Here is a 19788-nt window from a genome sequence, read left to right as displayed (position 1 = left end):
CCGCCAGCTGTTCACCGGTTAGTCATTCCCGAATAACCATCCGTTATACACACCGTTGGTGAACGATCAGACGACGTGGAATTCGCCGTTCACATTTCGCGGTCAGGACTGCCGTTCGGGGTCGCGGTCGTGAGCCTTCAGCCCGATGGCGAATGCAGTCAAGTCGTTGTGCTGCAAAGGATCTCGGCCGGTGATCTCCTGAATCCTGGCCAGCCGGTGCCGAACGGTGTTGGTGTGCAGGTACAGCTCTTTGGCGGTTTCGCTCAGCGACCCGTTGGCCGCGAGAAACACCCGCAGGGTGCGGATGTGCTGGGTGCCGCGGTGGGCATCCAGGTCGGCCAGCGGATCGACCAGTTGCTGACGGAAAGGAGCCAGCGCCGCGTTCGGCAGTTGCTCGAGCAGGCTCTCGAGCGTGCTGAGCTGATCCGGGCCGACGCGGCCCCCGCGGTGCTGCGCCAGATCGAGCGCAATCCGGGCCTGGGCGATGGCCGACCCGATATCGGTCAGCGGTACCGCGGCCGAATGACCGGACGGTAGCGCGAGTTCTTCGGAGGTCTCGAGCGCACCGACGGTCAGCATCAGACACAGATCGGGAGCGTCGCCGATCAACGCCTCGGGAAACGCCATGGATAACAGCGCACCGGCGCCCGCGGGCCACGCCGAGCAACTCAGCTCCCCGGCGGTGAACCCGGCCCAGGACAACAGTTGACTCAACGCATCCGGCAGCAGCATGCGCCGCTCCACCAGCGACAACAGCTGGCCTACCCGCTCACGGGCAAGGGCGGCCTCGATATCGCGTTCACCCTGGGCAGCACGGACGAACCGGGCGATGAGGTTCAGCAGGGCCGGTTCCGGGCGGTCGCCGCGGCCCACCCACACCAGGGTGCCGACGCCCGGCACGTCGACCTCCACGCCTTCGCCATCGCCGGTTCCCGGAGGCTCGAGCAGGAAGTAACACCCCAGGATCTGGCCGGCGCCGTCGAGCAGCTGCCGCGCAGACTCGTGACGCCGCAGCGACGACAGCAGTTCGGGCACAAGGGCATTGGTGGCCCGTGCCACGGCGATCTCGGAGCCCAACCAGAATTCGGCGACGAACCGGTTGACCTGACTGAACGGCACACTGGGCGGGGCCACCAGAATCGGCAAGCCGTGGCGCCGGCACTCGAGCAACAGCGCGGCCGGCACGTCGTCGTGGCCGTCCCCGATGCCGAAGCACACCCCTGAGGCACCCGCCCGGCCCAATGATTCGGCGAACACCGCGCAGTCCTGCGGCGTCTGCAGACTGAGCCCGACGGTGCACACCAATTCGCCGCCCCGGAGATAGCGGGAAGGATCCCGCATCTCGGTGGTGTGGGCCCAGCTGATGGCCCGGTCCAGATCCTGGGTCTCGCCGTCGGGCACCGACAGCCCCAGTCCGGGCGCATCGAGCAGGTCGCGCAGCGTCGGCGCAGCCTGCTCCGGGCGGGCGTCGGACATCAGGCGAGCGTAACGTCAGCGTCACATCAACGGGCCGCGTCGTTGTGCGATCGTGCAATACCGGCACCCCGCCACGGTGCGATCTCTGCGTATTCGCCCGATGCCCTGGCGTCTGCGCACGTCGAGCGTGATAGTTCCTGCCATGTCGTCAGCGGTCAGCCCCCTCGAGCAGCCCCAGCAGCTGCGCCGTGAGTTCTCGTTGTGGTCGGCGTTCGCCTTCGCGTTCGCCTTCATCTCGCCGATCGTCGCCCTGTACGGGATCTTCGGTTTGGCGATCGCGTCCGCGGGCCCCAGCTTCTGGTGGGGTTTCGCGCTGGTGTTCGCCGGTCAGTTCCTGGTGGCGCTGGTGTTCGCCACCCTGGTGTCGCGCTGGCCCCTGGAAGGCTCGATCTACCAGTGGTCGCGCCGGCTGCTGGGCACCACCTACGGCTGGTTCGCGGGGTGGGTCTACATGTGGACGCTGGTGATCGCCATGGCCACGGTCGCGCTCGGAGCGGCCGGGTTCGTGGCCAACATCGCCGGCGTCGAGGAACCATCGGGCGGCACGCTCGCCCTGATCGCACTGGCCATCCTGCTGGCCGGCACGGCCGTCAACCTGATCGGCCGTGGCGCGCTGAAGGTCTTCATGATCGGCAGCATCATCGCCGAGGTGATCGGCTCGGTGGTGCTGGGCACCTGGCTGCTGCTGTTCCACCGGCAGAACTCTCTGTCGGTGCTGTTCGAATTTGGGGGGTCCGGCCCCGGAGTCTCATCAGACACGTGGAGCTACCTGGGTGGTCCGTTCCTGATGGCGGTGGCGTTCATCGGCTGGTCCTTCGTCGGCTTCGAAAGTGCCGGCTCCATTGCCGAAGAGGTCCACGAACCCCGCCGCGACCTCCCCAAGGCGGTGCTGTTCTCCCTGGCGTTCATCGCCCTGGTGGTGGGCTACTCCAGCCTCGCGATCATCCTGGCCATCCCGGATCTCGACGCCGTGGCCGAAGGCGCGGTGGCCGACCCGGTGTACGAGACACTGACCACCGCGTTGGGGCATGGCATCGCCAAACCCGTCGAGGTGCTGTTCGTCATCGGCTTCCTGGCCAGCTTCCTGGCGCTGCAGACCTCGGCGTCGCGGGTCATCTGGGCCTACGCCCGCGACGGCGCACTGCCGGCGGCCGGCACCCTGGTGCAGCTGCGCGGCCGGGCCCGGATCCCCGTGGTGGCCATCCTGGTCACCACCGTCATCGGGGCGGGACTGTTCCTGCTGAGCATCGTCGCCGGTGACGTCTACTCGCTGATGGTCAACTTCACCGCGGGCGGTTTCTATCTCGCCTTCTTGTTCCCGCTCATCGGCTTCCTGGTGGTGGTGCTCCGCCGCGCCTGGCAGCCCGCCGCGTTCAACCTGCGCGGGCTCACCGTGCCGGTGGCCGTGGTGGCGGTGGTGTGGGCGGTGCTGCAGTTCCTCAACATCGCCTGGCCCAGAGCCGCTTTCGAGCAGCGTTTCCTGGACTGGTCGGTGTGGATCGGTGTCGCAGCGCTGGCGGTGCTGGGAACCCTGATCCTGGCCAGTGTGCGGTCGCGGATCGCCGCGCCCACCGACGACTATGACGAGCAACGGGCCGTGGCCGGTGACTGAGCGCCGCGTCGCGCTGGTCACCGGTGGGGCCAGCGGCATCGGCGCCGCCGTGGTCGACGCGCTGACATCGCGCGGGTTCACCGTCGGCTGTCTGGACCTCGACCCCCGGGATTCTGAAAATGGTTGGGCAGTGGATGTTTCCGATGCCGCCGCGGTGGCCGACGCCGTGGCCCAGTTGCGGGACAGCCTGGGCCCGGTCAGTGCGGTGGTGACCTCGGCGGGCTACTACGAGATGGCCCCGGTCGCCGAGATCAGCACAGCGGCCTGGCGGCGGATGCTGCGGGTGCACCTGGGTGGACTGGTGAACGTCGCGCGGGCGACGCTGCCCGATCTCATCGGCAGCCGGGGCAGCCTGGTTGCGGTGGCCAGTGAGTTGGCCGTCGGCGGAGGCGACCAGGACGCCCACTACGCCGCGGCAAAAGGCGCCATCCTGGGGTTCGTTCGCAGCCTCGCCGCCGAGGTGGCCGACAGGGGAGTGCGGGTCAACGCCGTGGCGCCCGGCCCCACCGATACGCCGCTGCTGGCGGCCGACTCACCCTGGCGGGCGCCCGACTACCTGGCGACGCTACCGCTGCGGCGGCTCACGAAGCCGGGTGAAGTGGCGCGCTGTGTCGAATACCTGGTCTGCGATGCCACTTTCAGCGTCGGCGACGTGGTCAACGTCAACTCGGGAGCGGTGATATGAGTACCGATCTGCGCGGCCGGGTCGCGCTCGTCACCGGAGCGGCGCAGGGGATGGGCGCGGCGCACGCCAAAAGGCTGGCCGCCGCCGGCGCCACCGTCGCCGTCAACGACCTGCGCGACACAGCCGAACTGGACGCCCTGGCCGCCGAGGTCGGCGGCGTGACCGCGGCAGGGGACGTTTCCGATCCGGACGAATGTCGCCGCATCGCAGGCGAAGTGGCATCCACCACCGGCCGGTTGGACATCCTCGTCGCCAACCATGCGTACATGACCATGGGGCCCCTGCTCGAGCACGACGACACCGATTGGTGGAAGGTGGTCGACACCAACCTCGGCGGTACCTTTCATCTGGTGCAGGCGGTGCTGCCGTACATGCGTACCGCCGGTGCCGGGCGCATCGTCGTCATCGCCAGTGAGTGGGGGGTGACGGGCTGGCCTGAGGCCACCGCGTACGCAGCAGCCAAGTCGGGGTTGATCTCTCTGGTCAAGACGCTGGGCCGGGAGTTGGCGCCGGAGCACATCATCGTCAACGCGGTGGCGCCCGGTGTGGTGGACACCCCGCAACTGCAGATCGACGCCGACGCCGCCGGTGTCGGACTCGACGTCATCCACCAGCGTTACTCGGCAGCGATCCCGTTGGGTCGCATCGGCATCGCGGACGAGATCTCCGCCGCCGTCGAGATGCTGTCGGATTTCGAGCTCGAGGCTGTGGTGGGTCAGGTGATCTCGTGCAACGGCGGATCCACCCGCAGCCGGGTTTAGAGAAGGAGATTGTGTTGCCCAGCGAACCCTACGTACGGTCGGAATCCGGTGTTCTCGGACAGGTTGATGCGCAACAGGTTCCGCGGTACGCGGGCCTGGGCACGTTCGCGCGTCTACCGCAACGCCACGACGTCGGCGACTACGACGTCGCCGTCGTCGGAGTCCCGTTCGACAGCGGAGTGACCTACCGGCCAGGTGCCAGGTTCGGCCCGTCGGCCATCAGGCAGGCGTCGCGCCTGCTCAAGCCGTACCACCCCGCGCTCGATGTGGCACCGTTTGCGGCCGCCCAGGTGGTAGACGCCGGCGATATCGTGGCCAACCCCTTCGACATCGGCGAGGCCGTCGATCAGATCCGCACCGGGATACTGGGCGTGATCGGCCGTCCCGCCCAGCGATTCGTGCTCCTCGGTGGCGACCACACCATTGCGCTTCCGGCGTTGCAGGCGGCCAACGAGATCCACGGCCCGGTGGCGCTGGTCCATTTTGATGCGCACCTGGACACCTGGGACACCTACTTCGGCGCGCCGTGTACACACGGCACCCCGTTCCGGCGCGCCGCCGAGCAGGGGCTGCTGGTCAAGGACCACTCCGCGCACGTCGGCATCCGGGGCTCGCTCTATGACCGGGCGGACTTGCTCGACGACGCCGAACTCGGCTTCACCGTGGTGCATTGCCGCGACATCGACCGTATCGGGGTGGACGGGGTGATCGAGCGGGTCCTGGAACGGGTCGGTGCGCACCCGGTGTACGTGTCCATCGACATCGACGTGCTGGACCCGGCTTTCGCGCCGGGCACCGGTACTCCGGAGATCGGCGGGATGACCAGTCGGGAGTTGATCGCGGTGCTCCGGGCCATGCGTGGGCTCGACATCGTGGGAGCCGATGTGGTGGAGGTGGCTCCGGCCTACGACCATGCCGAGGTCACCGCCGTCGCCGGCGCGAACATCGCCTACGAGCTGATCACCCTTATGGTCGGGTGATGAGCCAATTCAGCTGGCCCGCCGGGAAAACCGCGGCCGCCGCCTTCACCTTCGACGTCGATGCCGAATCGGCGGTCCTCTGGGGCAACGAGAGCGTCGGCGCCCGGATGAGTGTGATGAGCCATCAGGCCTACGGTCCGTTGGTGGGGATTCCGCGGATCCTCGATCTGCTCGAGCGTCACCAGATCCGTTCGACGTTCTTCGTGCCCGGGCACACCGCGGACCGCTATCCGGAGGCGATCCGCAGCGTGGTTGCGGCCGGCCACGAAATCGCCCATCACGGCTATCTGCACGAACAGCCCACCCAGCTGACCCTCGAGCAGGAGATCGACGTCATCGACCGCGGGCTGGCGGCGTTGGCGGAGGTCGCCGGGGTACGGCCCGTGGGATATCGCGCGCCGATGTGGGACCTGTCGTGGCGCACCCCGGCATTGCTGGCCGACCGTGGATTCCTCTACGACTCCAGCCTGATGGACGCCGATGCGCCCTACGAACTGGCGGTGACGCCGGGCGTATCTCTGGTGGAGATTCCGATCCAGTGGGCGCTCGACGACTGGGAGCAGTACTGCTTCCTGCCCGATATCAGCGGTAGCGGACTGATCGAGAGTCCGCGCAAGGCACGCGAGCTGTGGCAGCTGGAGTTCGACGGGCTGCGCCGCGCCGGCGGCTGCTGGGTGCTGACCAACCATCCGTTCCTGTCGGGCCGCCCCTCCCGGGCCGCCGAGCTCGACGACCTGATGCGCTACGTCCTCGAGCACGACGAGGTCTGGGTGACGAACCTGGGCGAGATCGCCGAACACGTTCGTGGGCTCGGACTCTCACCGCGATCGATCACCCCGCCGGATGTTCCGCGGTGAGGTGTCAGCCCAGCAGTGTCTCGTGCGGCGATCTCCCGTAGGCCTGACGGTAGCTCCGGGCGAATCGACCCTTGTGGGCGAAGCCCCAGCGGGTGGCGATCTGAGCCACCGTGCTGGTGTCGGCGCTGGCGGCCGTCAGTTCGCGGTGGGCGTGGCCGAGGCGAACCCGGCGGGTGTACTCCATGGGCGTGCAGTCGAGTTCGCGGCGGAACATGTACTGCACCCCGCGCGGTGTCATGTTCACGTGCCGGGCGATGTCGACGATCGAGACGTCGGTGTGGGCGTTGTCGTCGATGAACGCGATGGCCCTGCGCAGCACGGCGGCCTTGACGCCTTGGCGATCTGCGGCCGTGGTGTCGAGCTGGGCATTGTTGGGGAAGGTCTCCAGTACCACGCTCGCCAAATGCATTGTGGCAGTCGAGGCGACGAGAGGTGAGCGGTGGCGGTCCGGGTTGGCCAGCACGCTGTCGCGCAGATAACCGATCAGTCCGCTCAGCCGCTCGCCGGCCTCTTTCGACACCGGCCGGTGCCCTGTGAGTAACACGTTCGTGCCTTCGGCCCCAGCAGCGGGTGAGGCGACGCGGTTGAGGTGTTCGGTGTCGAACATGGTGGCGTCGTAGGTCGCGTGGCAAACCTGACCGGCATAGGGCTCATCCGGCGGAGCAATCAGTATGGTGTCACCGGGACCGAACACGTCGCGAACCTGTGCGAACCGCGACTCGATCCTGCCGGAGTGCACCCGCCCGATGGTGACCTTTCTCAGCGGCCGGACGTTGAACTGCATGTCGAAGCCGAACGACAGGGTGTCCATGCTGACAGGCCCGAGCCACTTGCGGTCAATCCTGGTGCGAGCGTGGTCACTGCGCCCACCGATCCGCATGGTGGTATAGGCCTTGATCAGAAATTCCTCGGTCTCTGCCAGGTCCGTGCTGTCGAAATGCAGGTCTTCCACAGGTAACCCCCTTGTCGGCAGGCCGCGCCCCGCGCCGTGCACACCCAGGGCTGTTCTAGGTTCGTGCTACCGGCGCCTCGGTGTCAGCAAATCATCTCCGGCGCCACACAGCAACCCCCATTTCGTCCCGGGAAAAGCAGGTGTTTCACCACGAGCACCGTCGGGTAAAGGCAAGCTACGCCGGAGCCGACCGGCGCCCCAGTTCACAGCGTGCTCAGAAGGCGGTTCCCATGCTCGACTTCATCTGCCCCTCTTGCGGTTCCTTCGGCTTCGACGAGGCCGATTGTGCGTCCTGCGACGGCCGCTCCGACGATCTCTGAAAACGGGTGCTAGCGGCCCTCTTTCGGGGGCGTCGAGTCGAGTTTGTGGTACCGGGTCACCAAGTCGAAGTTGTCACCGTAATGCCCGGCACCGGTGACCACCGCGCGTTCGACCAGTTCGGTGCTGCGGCGGTTCACCACGACGATCCGGTCGTTGCGTAGGTCCTTGTACAGCGCGACACACAGCAGGACCATCACGAGGACGAACGGCACAGCCGCCACGATGGTCAGGTTCTGCAGTCCCGTCAATGCGTCCGCTCCGCCCCCGCCGATGATGAGCATGATCGCCGCGACGGCCCCGGTCAGCGACCCCCAGAACACCACGGTGGCGCGGCGCGGTTCATGCGCACCCCGCTCGGACAGCGAACCCATGACGATCGAGGCGGCGTCGGCGCCGGAGACGAAGAAGATCGCGACGAGGACCATGACCAGCACTGTGGTGACACCGGCCAGGGGCATCGTGTCCAGCAGCGTGAACAGCGATCCGGTGCTGTCGACGGACCCGTCCTGGCCCACCATGTCGCCCACGCTGCGTTGACGTTCGATCGCCGAACCGCCGAACACCGAGAACCAGACCAAGCTCACCAGAGTCGGGACCAGCAGCACGCCGGTGACGAACTGACGGATGGTGCGGCCGCGACTGATGCGGGCGATGAACATGCCGACGAACGGTGTCCACGACACCCACCACGCCCAGTAGAAGATGGTCCAGCCGGACAGCCATGCGGCCAACTCGGCGTCACCGTTGGCGTCGGTACGCGTACTCATCCCGACGAGATCCTGGACGTAGTCGCCCAGTGCACTCGGAATGAGGTTGAGGATCAACAGGGTTGGGCCGGCCACGAAGACGAACACCGCCAGGGTCAGGGCCAGCACCATGTTGATGTTGGACAGCCACTGGATACCGCGGGCGATGCCCGACACCGCCGAGAGGATGAAGGCGACGGTGAGAACGGCGATGATGCTGACCAGGATCGGCGTCCCGACGGTGCCCACCCACCCGCTGAACTCGAGCCCGTCGCCGATCTGCAGCGCGCCCAGTCCCAGCGACGCGGCCGAGCCGAACAGTGTGGCGAAAATCGCCAGGATGTCGATCACCTTGCCGGCCGGGCCGTTGGCGCGGTCGCCGAACAGTGAGGTGAATGCCGCCGACAACAGCTGGGAACGCCCCTTGCGGTACATGCCGTAGCCGATGGCGAGCCCGACGACCGCGTAGATGGCCCAGGGATGCAGCCCCCAGTGGAACATCGTGGTGGCCATCGCGGTCTGGAACGCGGCGTCGGACTGGGCTTCGGTGGTGCCCGGCGGTGGCGTCACGAAGTGATTGAGCGGCTCGGCCACGCCCCAGAACATCAGGCCGATGCCCATTCCGGCGCTGAACATCATCGCGATCCACGATGTGGTCCGGAACTCCGGCCGCTCGTCATCACAGCCCAGCGGGATCCGGCCGTACTTGCTGGCAGCCAGCCACAGGACATAAATGACGAAGAAACTCGCGGCCAGCACGAAGAACCAGCCCAGTCCTTCGATCAATGAGTTCTTGGTGCCGGCCGTCACCGACGCCAAGCTGGGGGTATCGATCAGTCCCCAGACCACAAACCCGATGGACAAGGCTCCGGTCACGCCGAAAACCACCCAGTCACGGCCGGGGTTCGGATCCCTGGGGTGCACCGGGGCGGTGATCGGTGCCAGCGGATGAGCCTGCCGCGGCCCGGTTTCGCTGAGGTCGGTGGTGTCCGCGGACTCGGCGGCACCGCCTGTGTCGAGCGACATATCGGCTCCTTGCGTCGTGGTGTGGCCGGCTTGGCCCCAACTCTGCATGTTGCGAATTGCGCACGCGTTGCGTATTAAACAACATTGCGAGTCCACGCATGGGCGGAATGAGTCAAAACAGGTGTGCCGGGTCGCGAAGGGCCGGCGACGTCAGCCCAGGTGGCCGAGTCTTCGGCTGATCTGGGCGGCGGCGAGCACGGCCATGGTGGCCACCTCATCGAACCGGGCCGGCTTCAACCGGTACGCCGGACCCGAAACGCTCACAGCGGCAACCACTTTGCCGGTACCGTCGCGCACCGGCGCGCCAATGGCGTTGAGACCCACCTCGAGTTCCTCGCAGACGCTGGCCCAGCCGGCGTCGCGTACCCGGTCGAGTTCAGCGGCCAGTTCGGCTTCGTCGCCGATGGTGTTGTCGGTGAACTTGGCCAGCTGCGAGCCGAGCCGCTCATGGACCTCGGCCGGCGGCAGTGCGGCCAGCAGTGCCTTACCGCTCGAGGTGGCGTGCGCCGGACAGTTCTGGCCCACCCAGGTACGCAGCGTGATCTCGGCGGGACCGTGGGATTCGACGATGTTGATGATCCGGTCGCCGTCGAGGATCGCCAGATTGGTGGTTTCCCCGCTCTGCTGGGCCAGCTCATCACAGATGGGCTGACTCTCCTTGGCCAGGTCCATCCGGGCGCTGGTGGACCCGGCCAGCCGGACGATCGCGAAGCCCAGCCGATACTTGCCACGGTCGGAGAGCTGCTCGACGAACCCGCGGGACTCCAACACAGCGACCAGCCGAGAGACCGTGGACTTGTGTACTCCGAGCTCGGCGGCGATCTCGGTGACACCGGCCGTACCCAGCTTGCCCAGGATCTCGAGCACCATCAGTGCGCGGTCCACGGACTGTACGGCTGCCGGGCTCTTCTCGGACGGATTCTCGGCAGCCATGGCGGGTCCCAGTGTAAGCATCATCAACCTTCGAGGTGACGAGTCATCGCCGGATCAGCGTCATCTCGGGGTCGACCACGGGCTCAGTGGCCACCGTCGCGGCGTAGGTGTCGGTCAGGTAGGCGACGCTGACGGCATCACCGGCAGCCACCCCGGCGGGTAACCAGGCATAGGCGATGGTGCGGCCGATGGTGGCCGAATAACCGGCGCTGGTCACGTACCCCACCACGGACCCGTCGATACTGACCGGCTCCTTGCCCAGCACCACGGCGTGCGGGTCGTCGAAGACGATGCTGCGTAGCACCTCTGCCGGTGCGGTGGATCTGTCCAGTGCAGCCTTGCCGAGGAAGTCGGCCTTGCGGTCCGACACCGCGAAACCCACACCTGCCGCGGCGGGCTGGTGCTCGGCGGTCATATCGGTGCCCCAGGACCGGTAGCCTTTCTCCATCCGCAGGCTGTTGAACGCGATCCGGCCCGCCGTGATGACCCGGTGCCGTCGGCCTTCGGTGTGGAGCAGGTCGAACAGCGTGAGCCCGTGCTCGGCGGACGTGTAGATCTCCCAACCCAATTCGCCCACATAGGAAACTCGCATCATCGTCACCGGCACCGGCCCGATGAACGTGCGGCGCGCTGTGAAGTAGCCGAAGGCCTGGTGCGAGATGTCGGCCGCGCACAGCGGTGCCACCAGATCGCGGGCCCGCGGCCCCCACACTCCAAGACAGCACGTGCCGCCGGTGATGTCGCGCACGGTGACGCCGCCGGCGGGCAGGTGCCGGAGCATCCAGTCCATGTCCAGCGGGCCGTTGGCGCCCACCTGGAACAGGTCCGCATCGAGGCGCGCCACTGTGAGATCGCTTCGGATACCCCCGGTTTCGTCGAGCATCAGCGTGTACGACACTGCGCCGGGCTTTCTGTCCACGTTGTTGGTGGTCAGCGCTTGCAGGAACGCGCAGGCACCGGGGCCGCTCACCTCGTAGCGGGTGAGTGGCGTCATGTCGTACAGCGCGACGTGCTCGCGGGTCCACCGGGCCTCGGCGATCGAGATCGGCGAATAGAACCGGCCCGACCACTCGTCACGTTCGGGGAAAGCGACACCCTGGGAAGCCAATTCGGTCACCAGTGCGGCGTTGGCGTCGTACCACGCCGGTCGCTCCCAACCCGCACCCTCGAAGAAGAAGGCGCCGAGTTCGGTCTGCCTCCGGTGGAACGGGCTCACCCGCAGATCGCGTGGCTCGGAACGGTATTGATGCGGGTGGATGATGTCGTAGACCTCGACAAAACCCTGCGAGCTGGTCGTGAGGATGAACTCCGGGCTCGTGGCGCACTCCTCGAACCGGTAGAGATCACATTCGTGGACGTCGGTCCGCGGAGTCCCGTCGACGATCCATTCGGCCATGGCCTTGGCCACTCCGGCGGAGTGGGTCACCCATACGGCCTCCGCCACCCAGAAGCCGGCCAGGTCGCGGTGTTCGCCCATGATCGAGAAGCCGTCGGGGGTGAAGGAGAAGATCCCGTTGAAGCCTTCGTCGACCGTGGAATCGGCCAACGCCGGGAGTAGGTCCGTGCTGGCTGCCCACGCCGGGGCGAAGTCATCCTCGGTGAACGGCAGCATCGACGGCATCGGCTGGCCGGCGGTGTCGGTGGGCAACGTCCGCATGTCCACGGGCATCGGACGGTGCCCGTAGAACCCGATACCGAGGCGGTCGCCGTATTCGCGGTAGTACAGGTCCTTGTCCTGGTGACGCAAGATCGGCATGCCCGGTTCATCCTGCCCCCGCAGGCCGCGCACCGGGCCGGTCTTGGCGAACTGGTGGGCCATCGGTACCAATGGCACCGTCAGGCCGACCTTCGCGCCGAGTTGCGCACCCCAGAACCCGGCGGCCGAGACCACCACGTCCGCGGCGAATTCGTCACCCGAGGTGGTGCGAACACCGACCACCCGGCCACTGCGTTCCAGGATGTCGGAGACTTCCTGGTTGCCGACGAACCGCGCGCCGTTCTCGCCGGCGCGTTCGGCTTGGGCGGTGGCGGCGAGCAAGGCCTTGGCCAGACCGTCGGTGGGGGTGTGGAAACCGCCGAGGATGCGGTCGGTGTCGAGCAGTGGATAAAGCTGTGCGCACTGCTGGGCGTCCAGCAGCTGCCCAGGGATGCCCCAGGATCTGGCCCAGCCGAGTTTGCGGTGCAGGTCGGTCCAGCGGGCCGGGGTGGTGGCCACTTCCAGCCCGCCCACCTGGCTGAACGCGTTCAGGCCGACGAACTTCTCGACCGTGTAGCGGGCGAACTCGCTCATGGTCTTCGATCCGTTGGTCTGGAAGACCAGCCCGGGCGCGTGGGAGGTCGAGCCGCCGGTGATGAACAGCGGACCGCGGTCGAGGACGGTGACGTCGGTGCAGCCGCGGGAGGTCAGCTCATCGGCCAGCGACGTCCCGACGATTCCCGCGCCGATGATGACAACCTTGCGACCAGTCATGCAGCGCTCCTGTTGCACATAAAGCAACCCATGCGGTAGGCGCAACGTTATCCAGGTGTGTGGGACCGCGCAACAGGTGGTCCCGAATACGTATTTTCGCCGGTGCGTGGGGCCGCGGGTAATTCCTACGCTGTGCCGATGTCTGCTAGCGAACTGTGCTGGACTCCTGCCACCGAACTCGCCGGCCAGATCCGGGCCGGGTCGCTGTCACCGACGGAGGTGGCCACCGCGTTCGCCGACCGGATCGAGGCCGTCAACCCCGAACTCAACGCCTACATCCACTTCGATCGGGATCAGGTGCTGGCCGATGCCGCCGAACTGCAGGCCGAACTGGCCGCGGGTACCACCCGCGGACCGCTGCACGGCGTGCCGTTCTCCATCAAGGGTCTGACCACCATGGCGGGGCTGCCCTTCGATTCCTCGTTGAAACCCCTGGGCGGCACCGTCGGAACACACGACGCCACCGTGGTGACGCGGATGAAAGAAGCCGGCGGGCTGTTCCTGGGCAAGACCAACGCACCGGAATTCGGGTACTACGGCGGCACCGACAGCCACCTGTACGGCCCGACTCACAATCCGTGGACGCGTGGCCACACGGCGGGCGGTTCGAGTGGGGGAGCGGCGGCCTCGGTGGCCGCCGGCCTCGGTCCGCTGGCCGAAGGGGCCGACGGCGCCGGCTCGGTGCGCATTCCCGCCGCGTTGTGCGGCGTCGTCGGGTTCAAACCCTCGCTGGGCCGGATCCCACACACCCTGCTCGACGGCAGGCACTACACGCACATCTTCCACGGGCCGATCACCCGGACGGTCGCCGATGCGGCGCTGATGTTCTCGGTGATGGCCGGGCCGTCGGATTCCGACCCGAACAGCGTTCCCGCCGACGGGATCGACTACGCGGCGGCCGTCAACGGTGACATCGCGGGTTGGCGCGTGGCGTGGTCACCCGATCTCGGCCTGGGCCAGGTGGACCCCGAGGTCGCAGCCGTCTGCGCCGAGGCCGTCAAAGTGTTCGAATCGCTCGGCGCAGTGGTCGAGGAGGCGACGCCGGACTGGGGTGACCCCGAGGAGGCGATGTGGAAAGCGCTGTGGGTGCCCGGTTATGCCTGCGAGTACGACGTGCTCGACTGGAAGTCGATGCAGGGTCAGGTCGACGACAACCTGATCGAGATCTTCGCCCAGGCCGAGGCGCTCACCGCTGTCGAGATCGGTCGGGCCGAAGCCTTCCGCGGCCGGATGTGGGATACCTTCAGCGCCTTCATGCGCCGCTACGACCTCCTGGTCAGCCCCACCCTGGCCACCGCATCGTTCCCCCTGGACCGGTTCGCGCCGGAGTGGCTGGACGGACAATCGCTACAACGCAGGCTGCTCGGTTGGTTGCTCACCTACCCGTTCAACATGACGACCACCCCGGCCATCTCGGTACCCGCCGGCTTCACCGCCGACGGACGCCCGGTGGGTCTGCAGATCGCGGGCCGGCACCGCGGCGATGCGGACGTGCTGCGCGCCGCCGCCAACTACGAGGCCGCCAGGCCGTGGGCGGGCGTCACGCCGAACCTCTGACGTGGCACCAAGGCGCAGTCCATGGCCACTCGAGCCGCCTGGACTCTGTTGGTGACGCCGAGCTTGCGAAAGATGGCTTCCACATGGGTGGTGACCGTGCGAACGGCCACGCACTCCCGTTGTGCGATCTCGGCGTTGGTGTAACCCTCGGCCAGCGCGCTCAGGATGATGTGCTCCCTGGTGGTCAGGCCCAACCGCAGTCGGTGGCTCACCACCTCGGCGACCGCGGCGAAATGAGGCGTCAGAGCGGTGACCGTGTGGGCCGACACCCGTCCGACGCCGATGCGTAACTCGCCCACGCGATGGCCGCCGGCCGTCAGGACATGCCGCGTCGTCGCGGCGGCGCGGCCGGAGCCCAGGGCGGCCACCGCGACGTGGTCACCGCGCGCGTCCAAGGCGCGAAGCTCACCGTGGGTGACACCGCCGGAGGCGGTCAGGAGTTCGAGCAGGGCCAGGCCGCGCCGTTCGGGCACCGGTGACAACAGTCCGGGCAGAGGTGACAAGTCCACATCACGACCCTGGCGGTGGACCATTTCTGGTCCTGCCGGTGGGCCGTCACGGCGTCGTTACGGCTGGTAACGGCCGCGTTTCCGAGGGTGGACGGCATTGTGACGGCTTTGCGGTTTGAGTTTCGGCGAACACGGGTAGCCAGGGCCAACGCTGCAGCCAGGCGGCGTCACACTGCCTCCTGCGGGAAGGAGCTGTCATGGCTCTTCCATCACTGCATCCCTTTGACCTCGTGTTGGCCTCGACGCGGCTGTACTCGTCATTGCCGGTCGTGGGAAAACACCTCGAGCCCTTCGCCGGTCTGACGGCGATGGCACTCTACGGCGGCCACTACGCCCCGACGGCGATGCGGGCGGCGATCCACCGCCGATCCGGTGCCGCGGCGGCCCCGGCCGATGACGCGGAGGCCGTGATCGACACTGCCGTGGACCTGGCGGAGCAGACCCGCGGCACTCGGGTCCCGCCGTTTCTTCGCGCCAGTGCGCAGCGGCGCCGCTGTCTCTACCGCAGTTCCGTGCGCTACGGCGATCACCCGGCGCAGCTGCTCGACGTCTGGCGTCGGCCCGACCTGCCACCGGGCCCGGCCCCGGTGCTGTTGTTCGTACCGGGCGGCGCCTGGGTGCAGGGCACGCGCGTGCTGCAGGGGCACACGCTGCTGCATCACCTGGTCAAGCAGGGCTGGGTGTGTCTGACAATGGACTACCGGGTGTCTCCCGTGCATCGCTGGCCCCGGCACATCGCCGACGTCAATGCCGCGATCGCCTGGGCGCGCGCCAACGTCGACCGATTCGGCGGTGACCGCCGGTTCGTGGCGATCGCCGGTTGTTCGGCCGGCGGGCATCTGGCGGCGCTGGCCGGATTGACCCCGGGTGACCCGGCGTTCCGGGGCGAACTGCTGGAGCACGCCGACACGTCGGTGGACGCGGTGGTCGGCATCTACGGACGGTACGACTGGCAGGACCGGTCCACGGCTGCGCGGGAGAACTTCCAGGGCTTCCTGGAGCGAGTTGTGGTGGGCCGCAAGCAGAAACGGTACCCTGATGTGTTCTCGGCGGCGTCACCGATGGCCCGGATCCATCGAGACGCACCGCCGTTCTTCCTCATCCACGGCGACAGTGATGTCGTCATCCCCGTCGACGAGGCGCGCGCCTTCCGGGATGCGCTGCGGGCGACGTCGCGGAACCCGGTGCAGTACTGCGAGATTCCACGTGCCGGGCATGCCTTCGATCTGGTGGACAGCTCACATGCCCGGCGGTGTTCGGTCGAAGCGGCGAAATTCCTCAACGAGGTGCACCAACAGCATCGTGCCGCGGGGGCAGTGGCCGTCTAACGGACGCTGTCGAAGAACGCCCGCACGTCGTCGACGAACAGTTCCGGCTGCTCGAACGCTGCGAAGTGACCGCCGCGGGGCATCTTGGTCCAACGGGTGATGTTGGCGTAGTTGGCTTCACACCACGTGCGGGGTGCCTGCAGGATCTCCTTCGGGAACGCCGCGACACCGGTGGGCAGCCGGACCGGTTCGCCACCGCCGAAGCTGGTGAAACTCTCCCAGTACAGCCGTGCCGAGGAGGCGCCCGACGCGGTGGCCCAGTAGAGCATCACGTTGTCGAGCAACTCATCGCGGGTGAGCACGTTCTCGGGGTGGCCGTCGCAGTCCATCCAGGACCAGAATTTCTCGACGATCCAGGCCAGTTGTGCCACCGGGGAATCCACCAGACCGTATCCCAGGGACTGGGGCCGGGTGGACTGCTGCTTGGAATAGCCCGAGTCCCACTTCCGGTAGTGATCCACGCGTGCCAGGGCCCGTTTGTCCTCCTCTGACGGGTTGGCCAGCACCTCGGCGGGCGGACTGCCGATCGGCATGTTGGTGTGGATCGCCACGCAATGGCCGACGTTGCGTCCGATCTGGCGGGTGACGGCCGCGCCCCAGTCACCGCCTTGGGCGCCAAAGCGGTTGTAGCCCAACCGAACCATCAGAGTTTCCCAGGCGGCGGCGATCCGTTCGGCCCCCCAGCCCGTGGCGGTGGGTTTACCCGAGAAGCCGTAGCCGGGCAGCGACGGGCACACCACATCGAAGCCGGCGTCGTTGAGGGGGGCGATCACTTTCTGGAACTCGACGACCGAGCCCGGCCACCCGTGGGTGATGATCAGCGGGAAGGCATCCGGTTGGGGCGAGCGCTGGTGGATGAAATGGATATCGACGCCGTCGATCTCGGTGATGAACTGCTCGAACCGGTTGAGTGCGGTTTCCCTGGCTCGCCAGTCGTAGCCGTCGGCCCAGTACCCGGCCAACTCGCGGGTGTAGGCCAACGGGATGCCCTGGCTCCAGTCGTCGACCGGTTCCGGCTCCGGCCAGCGGGTATTGCGAAGCCGCCCTTGCAGATCGGTCAAGACGGTATCGGGAATCGAGATGCGGAACGGGTGCACATCGGCCATCACCTGATTGTGCCCGACGTCACCGGCTCGGCGGGACCCCCAGCGCCAGAACGGCTGCGTCGTCTTCGAGCCCCTGACCGAAACTCGCCAGGAGTCGGCGGGTGAGGGTGACGAACTCCGCCGCGGCGGCCGGCGCGTGCTCGGCGGCGAACCGCAACAGCGCGTGTTCGTCGTCGAACCGGCCCGTCCCGTCCACTCTGGCTTCGGTCAATCCATCGGTGTAGAGCACCAGGGTGTCGCCGGGCGACAAGTGCAGCGGCGCCGCCACGATGCGGGGCGTGTCCAACAGGCCGATGCCCTGGCCGCCGGCCAGGTCGACGTGGCGGGCGTGTCCGTCTGCGGTGAGCAACAGGGCGGGAGGATGGCCACCGGAGGCCAGGTCGATATCGAAACCCGTTGTGCAGGGCGTGATCACACCGAAAATGACGGTGCAGAACCGGGGATCCGCGGTGGAGAATTCGGGCCGCAGCACCGCGTTGAGATTGGCCAGCACCCTCGTCGGGTTGTCGTCGTAGACCGCGGCGGCTCGCAGGGTGTAGCGGGTCAGAGAGGTGACGGCAGCAGCCCCGGCACCCTTGCCCGACACATCGCCGAGGAAGAAGCCCCACCGATGCCGGCTGAGCGGGAACAGGTCGTAGAAGTCGCCGCCGATATCGTCTCCCGACGAAGGGTGGTAGTAAGCGGCGGCGTCGAGCCCGTCGGGCGGAGTCAGCTTCGGCGGCAACAGGGAACGCTGCAGGGTGTCGGCGAGTACCTGTGCCCGTTCGCGTTCGGTGTCGGCGCGCTGCCGCGCGTGCAGGAGTTCGCGTTCGTAGGAACGGCGTTCGCGGGCATCCTGCACGGTGATGCGCAGGGCCACCGCCTCACCGTTCGGGCCCAACTTGACGTTGGCGGTGACAAAAACCGGGAAACGGCTGTCGTCGGCCGCCACGAGATCGACGGTGATCCCGCTGAGCTCTCCCCGCATCTGGAGCAGTGGCGCAAAGTGCGTTTCGTAGTGGATGCGCCCGCCGCCGTTGAGCAGATCGGGAAAACGCTTGCCCAGCAGATCCTCTCGTGTGAAACCGAGCCACCTTGTCAAAGTGGCGTTCACGTCGGTCAGCCGGCCGTCGGGCTGTGCGGTGACGAACCCGCAGGGAGCGTTGTCGAAGAAGTCGCCGAGGTCCACACGCGCCGCATCGGACATCAGGCGCGTCGGGCGAAGGCGGCGATCGTTGCCGCGGTGGCTTCAGGCACACTCAGGTGGGGGCAGTGGCCGGTGGCCTGAAGCGTCACCAGCTCGCTACCGGGAATGTGGTCGCGGACGTAGGCACCGACCTCACGGGGGGCCAACGTGTCGTCAGAGCATTCCACGACCAGGGTGGGCACCTGCACCTTGGCGAGATCGGCTCGGTTGTCGGACAGGAAGGTGGTGCGGGCGAAGGCCAGCGCCCGCGACGGTTCGGTCCGGCAGAAGCTGTCGGTGAGCTCGTCACCGAGTTCGGGACGATCGGGGGTGCCCATGATGGCCGGCGCCATGGCGCTGGCCCACCCCAGGTAGTTGCTCTCCATCGACTCGAGGAGTTCGTCGATGTCGCGCCGGGAGAAGCCGCCGCGGTAGCCGTCGTCATCGAGGTAACAGGGCGACGGGGTCAGCAGCACCAGCCCGCGGAAGGCGCTCGGTTCGGCGACAGCGGCCAGGACACCGATCATGGCGGCCACCGAGTGCCCCACGAACACGGCGTCCCGCAGCCCCAACCCGTCCACGATCTCCAGAACGTCGTCGGCGTAGCGCTGCAGTGTTGTGTATTGCGCGGCGTCCCAGGCGTCGGGATCCGATGATCCCGCCCCGACATGATCGAACAACACCAGACGAAACTCGGACTCGAGCCTCGGTACCACCAGACGCCACAGGTTCTGATCGCAGCCGAAGCCGTGCGCGAGAACGATGGTCGGCCCGTCGTCGCGCCCCACAACGTGCACGTTGTTGCGCGCTCGGACGTCCATGTCCCCAATACTCCCATCAGGTCCGTGTGCTGAGATACTGCACGGTAGGCACGGCGACCGTGGGGAGAGGTGATGACGGACGACGTATCCGGTGGTTTCGCCGTGCACGAACACGTGGTGGAGGGCATCACAGTGGTGGAGGTTCACGACGTGGTCGACATGCTCACCGCGCCGCTGCTCGGCACCGCCCTCGGCACCGCGCTGGCAGGCTCGCCGCGCGCGCTCGTCATCGATCTCAGCAAGGTCACCTTTCTGGCCTCGGCCGGCATGACGGTGCTCGTCAAGGCGAAGGAACAGATCGGCGAGCAAGCCGGGTTCGCTGTGGTCGCCGACGGTCCGGCGACCAGCAGGCCGCTCAAGCTGGTGGGGCTCGACGACGTACTCAATGTGCACCCCACCCTGGAGGCGGCGCTGCTGTCGTTGGGCTGACGTCGACCAGGCGCGCATCTTGACATCAGGTTGCAGGCCGGCACCAGGTGGCAT

Annotated in this window: 17 protein-coding genes; 8 read left to right on the top strand and 9 right to left on the bottom strand. The window is 67.4% G+C overall.

The annotated features are described in order from the left end of the window. Positions 1-102: 102 nt before the first annotated feature. Positions 103-1476 carry a PucR family transcriptional regulator ligand-binding domain-containing protein gene (locus tag NL241_RS32360; RefSeq protein WP_494396134.1) on the bottom strand — a complete coding sequence of 458 codons (1374 nt, stop codon included), beginning with the start codon at positions 1474-1476 and terminating at the stop codon, positions 103-105. 142 nt (positions 1477-1618) lie between these two features. Between NL241_RS32360 and NL241_RS32355 the strand changes: the two genes are divergently transcribed. Genes NL241_RS32355 through NL241_RS32335 form a run of 5 tightly spaced genes read left to right on the top strand, consistent with a single transcriptional unit; the run spans position 1619 to position 6371 of the window. Then, complete coding sequence (locus NL241_RS32355) at positions 1619-3088, top strand: APC family permease (RefSeq protein WP_494396133.1); 1470 nt, start codon at positions 1619-1621, stop codon at positions 3086-3088. Then, positions 3057-3773: an SDR family NAD(P)-dependent oxidoreductase gene (locus tag NL241_RS32350; RefSeq protein WP_487690199.1), complete on the top strand. Its 717-nt coding sequence runs from the start codon at positions 3057-3059 to the stop codon at positions 3771-3773. The genes NL241_RS32355 and NL241_RS32350 overlap by 32 nt, the downstream gene beginning before the upstream one ends. Beyond that, the gene (locus NL241_RS32345; protein WP_494396132.1) at positions 3770-4534 is read left to right on the top strand and encodes an SDR family NAD(P)-dependent oxidoreductase; all 765 of its coding nucleotides are present in this window, start codon (positions 3770-3772) and stop codon (positions 4532-4534) included. Before NL241_RS32350 ends, NL241_RS32345 begins: the two co-directional genes overlap by 4 nt. A gap of 14 nt (positions 4535-4548) precedes the next feature. After that, entirely contained in the window at positions 4549-5514 is a 966-nt protein-coding gene (gene speB, locus NL241_RS32340) for an agmatinase (protein ID WP_494396131.1), read from the top strand. Beyond that, positions 5514-6371, top strand: a complete 858-nt coding sequence (locus NL241_RS32335) for a polysaccharide deacetylase family protein (protein ID WP_487690206.1) — start codon at positions 5514-5516, stop codon at positions 6369-6371. Before speB ends, NL241_RS32335 begins: the two co-directional genes overlap by 1 nt. Positions 6372-6375: 4 nt before the next feature. Here the strand turns inward: NL241_RS32335 and NL241_RS32330 are convergent, their stop codons facing one another. The 4 genes from NL241_RS32330 to NL241_RS32315 all read right to left on the bottom strand — a co-directional run bounded on the left by NL241_RS32330 (position 6376) and on the right by NL241_RS32315 (position 12819). Continuing rightward, positions 6376-7323: an AraC family transcriptional regulator gene (locus NL241_RS32330; protein ID WP_494396130.1), complete on the bottom strand. Its 948-nt coding sequence runs from the start codon at positions 7321-7323 to the stop codon at positions 6376-6378. A gap of 329 nt (positions 7324-7652) precedes the next feature. Next, the gene (locus NL241_RS32325) at positions 7653-9416 is read right to left on the bottom strand and encodes a BCCT family transporter (RefSeq protein WP_494396129.1); all 1764 of its coding nucleotides are present in this window, start codon (positions 9414-9416) and stop codon (positions 7653-7655) included. Positions 9417-9566: 150 nt separating this feature from the next. Further along, the gene (locus NL241_RS32320; RefSeq protein WP_487690213.1) at positions 9567-10349 is read right to left on the bottom strand and encodes an IclR family transcriptional regulator; all 783 of its coding nucleotides are present in this window, start codon (positions 10347-10349) and stop codon (positions 9567-9569) included. Positions 10350-10392: 43 nt separating this feature from the next. Then, complete coding sequence (locus NL241_RS32315; protein ID WP_494396128.1) at positions 10393-12819, bottom strand: GcvT family protein; 2427 nt, start codon at positions 12817-12819, stop codon at positions 10393-10395. Between the two features lie 138 nt (positions 12820-12957). On the opposite strand from NL241_RS32315, the gene NL241_RS32310 reads away from it, so the two are divergent. Continuing rightward, the gene (locus NL241_RS32310; protein WP_494396127.1) at positions 12958-14376 is read left to right on the top strand and encodes an amidase; all 1419 of its coding nucleotides are present in this window, start codon (positions 12958-12960) and stop codon (positions 14374-14376) included. On the opposite strand, the gene NL241_RS32305 is transcribed toward NL241_RS32310, so the two are convergent. Next, positions 14331-14885: a helix-turn-helix transcriptional regulator gene (locus NL241_RS32305; RefSeq protein ID WP_494396126.1), complete on the bottom strand. Its 555-nt coding sequence runs from the start codon at positions 14883-14885 to the stop codon at positions 14331-14333. The genes NL241_RS32310 and NL241_RS32305 overlap by 46 nt on opposite strands. 197 nt (positions 14886-15082) lie before the next feature. Here NL241_RS32305 and NL241_RS32300 point away from each other — a divergent pair, with 197 nt between their 5' ends. Then, on the top strand, positions 15083-16213 hold the full coding sequence (locus NL241_RS32300) for an alpha/beta hydrolase fold domain-containing protein (protein WP_487690226.1): 1131 nt from the start codon (positions 15083-15085) through the stop codon (positions 16211-16213). On the opposite strand, the gene NL241_RS32295 is transcribed toward NL241_RS32300, so the two are convergent. Genes NL241_RS32295 through NL241_RS32285 form a run of 3 tightly spaced genes read right to left on the bottom strand, consistent with a single transcriptional unit; the run spans position 16210 to position 19305 of the window. Next, a complete protein-coding gene (locus tag NL241_RS32295; protein WP_494396125.1) occupies positions 16210-17319 on the bottom strand; it encodes an epoxide hydrolase family protein in 1110 nt (369 codons plus the stop codon). The genes NL241_RS32300 and NL241_RS32295 overlap by 4 nt on opposite strands. 19 nt (positions 17320-17338) lie before the next feature. Next, positions 17339-18505, bottom strand: coding sequence for a SpoIIE family protein phosphatase (locus NL241_RS32290; protein WP_494396124.1), 1167 nt, complete (start codon positions 18503-18505; stop codon positions 17339-17341). Further along, the gene (locus NL241_RS32285; protein WP_487690234.1) at positions 18505-19305 is read right to left on the bottom strand and encodes an alpha/beta fold hydrolase; all 801 of its coding nucleotides are present in this window, start codon (positions 19303-19305) and stop codon (positions 18505-18507) included. Before NL241_RS32285 ends, NL241_RS32290 begins: the two co-directional genes overlap by 1 nt. A gap of 72 nt (positions 19306-19377) precedes the next feature. Here NL241_RS32285 and NL241_RS32280 point away from each other — a divergent pair, with 72 nt between their 5' ends. After that, entirely contained in the window at positions 19378-19734 is a 357-nt protein-coding gene (locus tag NL241_RS32280; RefSeq protein WP_487690237.1) for an STAS domain-containing protein, read from the top strand. Positions 19735-19788: the final 54 nt, after the last annotated feature.

It is taken from the genome of Mycolicibacterium sp. SMGY-1XX, assembly GCF_059132455.1.
Note: the sequence above shows the minus strand (reverse complement) of the source record. Positions and strands in the feature narration are given on the sequence as shown.

Coding starts and splice junctions, on each gene's coding strand:
- NL241_RS32285 (WP_487690234.1), bottom strand. CDS start 19,305: ATGGACGTCCGAGCGCGCAACAACGTGCACGTTGTGGGGCGCGACGAC.
- NL241_RS32300 (WP_487690226.1), top strand. CDS start 15,083: ATGGCTCTTCCATCACTGCATCCCTTTGACCTCGTGTTGGCCTCGACG.
- NL241_RS32355 (WP_494396133.1), top strand. CDS start 1,619: ATGTCGTCAGCGGTCAGCCCCCTCGAGCAGCCCCAGCAGCTGCGCCGT.
- NL241_RS32315 (WP_494396128.1), bottom strand. CDS start 12,819: ATGACTGGTCGCAAGGTTGTCATCATCGGCGCGGGAATCGTCGGGACG.
- NL241_RS32350 (WP_487690199.1), top strand. CDS start 3,057: ATGACGAGCAACGGGCCGTGGCCGGTGACTGAGCGCCGCGTCGCGCTG.
- NL241_RS32325 (WP_494396129.1), bottom strand. CDS start 9,416: ATGTCGCTCGACACAGGCGGTGCCGCCGAGTCCGCGGACACCACCGAC.
- NL241_RS32290 (WP_494396124.1), bottom strand. CDS start 18,505: ATGTCCGATGCGGCGCGTGTGGACCTCGGCGACTTCTTCGACAACGCT.
- NL241_RS32345 (WP_494396132.1), top strand. CDS start 3,770: ATGAGTACCGATCTGCGCGGCCGGGTCGCGCTCGTCACCGGAGCGGCG.
- NL241_RS32280 (WP_487690237.1), top strand. CDS start 19,378: ATGACGGACGACGTATCCGGTGGTTTCGCCGTGCACGAACACGTGGTG.
- NL241_RS32360 (WP_494396134.1), bottom strand. CDS start 1,476: ATGTCCGACGCCCGCCCGGAGCAGGCTGCGCCGACGCTGCGCGACCTG.
- NL241_RS32310 (WP_494396127.1), top strand. CDS start 12,958: ATGTCTGCTAGCGAACTGTGCTGGACTCCTGCCACCGAACTCGCCGGC.
- NL241_RS32335 (WP_487690206.1), top strand. CDS start 5,514: ATGAGCCAATTCAGCTGGCCCGCCGGGAAAACCGCGGCCGCCGCCTTC.
- NL241_RS32295 (WP_494396125.1), bottom strand. CDS start 17,319: ATGGCCGATGTGCACCCGTTCCGCATCTCGATTCCCGATACCGTCTTG.
- NL241_RS32320 (WP_487690213.1), bottom strand. CDS start 10,349: ATGGCTGCCGAGAATCCGTCCGAGAAGAGCCCGGCAGCCGTACAGTCC.